Below are 1,922 nucleotides of genomic sequence, written 5' to 3' on the forward strand. Positions count from 1 at the left end.
GCTCGGCAGCCGGCCTGGGACCCCCGGCCCGGGGCCTCGGCCTGGCGCTTCGGCTCGGGATCTCGGATCCGGACGCCGGCCCGGCGCCTCGGCCCGGGACGGTCCGGGACCTCGGGGCGCGTACGCTGGCGCGGGGCCGCGCGCCCCGTTTCCGCAGGTGCCGTGAGGAGAAGTTCCGTGCTCGTACTGTTGCCGCCGTCCGAGGGCAAGGCCGCTTCGGGGCGCGGGGCTCCGCTCAAGCCCGAATCGCTGTCGCTGCCCGCACTGGCCGAAGCACGTGCCGCGATACTGGACGAACTGGTCGAACTGTGCGCCGCCGACGAGGAGAAGGCACGCCAGGTCCTCGGGCTGAGCGAGGGCCTGCGCGGCGAGATCGCGAAGAACGCGGAGCTGCGGACGGCGGGCACCCGCCCGGCGGGTGACATCTATACGGGGGTGCTCTACGACGCGCTGGGGCTCGCGACCCTGGAGACGGCTGCCAAACGGCGGGCGCGGGCATCGCTGCTGGTGTTCTCCGGGCTGTGGGGCGCGGTGCGCGTAGGCGACCGGATTCCGTCGTACCGCTGCTCGATGGGGGTGCGGCTGCCGGGCCTCGGCGCGCTCGGCACGCACTGGCGCCGAGCCATGGAGTCCGTCCTTCCGGAGGCGGCGGGCAACGGGCTCGTCCTGGATCTGCGGTCCTCCGCCTACGCGGCTGCCTGGCAGCCGAAGGGGGAGGTCGCCGGGCGTACGGCGACGGTGCGCGTCCTGCACGCGCAGCTGGTCGACGGGGTCGAGAAGCGGTCGGTCGTGAGCCACTTCAACAAGGCGACCAAGGGACGGATCGTCAGGGATCTGCTGATGTCGGGCGCCAAACCCAGGAAGCCGGGCGAACTGGTGGCGGTGCTGCGGGACCTGGGGCATGTGGTGGAGGCGGCGGAGCCCGCAGGGGCGGGGCGGCCGTGGGCGCTGGATGTGGTGGTCACTCAGATCCACTGATCCTCTGGCCCGCTGGCCCCTGATCCTCTGGCCCCTGGTCCGCTGATGCGCTGATCCATGGGTCGATTGGGCGAAGGCCATGGGTGGGCATGGGTGGGCATAGTGGTCATGGGGCCGCCTGACCGCGCTGGTCCGCCCGGTCCAGAGAGGCCCCGTCGGCCCATCGGGGCCTCGGGGCGTGTGCCGGACGCCCTCACCCCCCGTTGCGGTGTGTGCAACGTTCGTTGCGTGATACGCACCAGGGCGGGCAGGATGGGGTCATGACCTCCGTGCTGGATCTCGCGCCCGTCATTCCCGTCGTCGTCATCGAGGACGCCGCCGATGCCGTACCGCTCGCGCGGGCCCTTGTCGCGGGCGGCCTGCCCGCGATCGAGGTGACGCTGCGGACGCCCGCCGCGCTCGACGCGATCCGGGCGATCGCCACGGAGGTACCCGAGGCGGTCGTGGGTGCGGGGACGGTGATCTCCCCGGCGCATGTGGACGCGGCCGTGGACTCCGGAGCGCGGTTCCTGGTGAGCCCCGGGTGGACGGATCGGCTGCTGGACGCGATGCGGGGGTCGGGGGCGCTGTTTCTGCCGGGGGTCTCGACGACATCGGAGGTCGTGGCGCTGCTGGAGCGTGGCGTGACCGAGATGAAGTTCTTCCCCGCGGAGGCGTCGGGCGGCACCGCGTATCTCAAGTCCCTGGCGGGCCCGCTGCCCCAGGCCCGCTTCTGCCCTACCGGCGGGATCTCGGCGGCGCTGGCCCCGGAGTATCTGGCGTTGCCGAACGTGGGGTGCGTGGGGGGGACCTGGATGCTGCCGGGAGACGCTCTGGCGCGGAAGGACTGGGGCCGGGTGCGCTCCCTCGCCGAGGGCGCCGCGGCCCTGTCGGTCTGAACCCTCCGACCCAGGGCCCGGCCCTCCGGCTCAGGGCCCGGCCCGCCTCCCGTAGGCCCGGCCCTC

At 73.5% G+C, this 1,922-nt stretch carries 2 protein-coding genes; both read left to right on the forward strand.

The window, feature by feature from the left end; all coding sequences use genetic code 11:
• Positions 1–177: 177 nt before the first annotated feature.
• The gene (gene yaaA / locus ACWF94_RS39630) at positions 178–978 is read left to right on the forward strand and encodes a peroxide stress protein YaaA (protein ID WP_453500008.1); all 801 of its coding nucleotides are present in this window, start codon (positions 178–180) and stop codon (positions 976–978) included.
• A 260-nt stretch (positions 979–1,238) separates the two neighbouring features.
• Positions 1,239–1,856: a bifunctional 4-hydroxy-2-oxoglutarate aldolase/2-dehydro-3-deoxy-phosphogluconate aldolase gene (eda, locus tag ACWF94_RS39635; protein ID WP_453500009.1), complete on the forward strand. Its 618-nt coding sequence runs from the start codon at positions 1,239–1,241 to the stop codon at positions 1,854–1,856.
• The last annotated feature ends 66 nt before the right edge of the window (positions 1,857–1,922 follow it).

This window comes from Streptomyces sp. NPDC055078 (genome assembly GCF_053607985.1).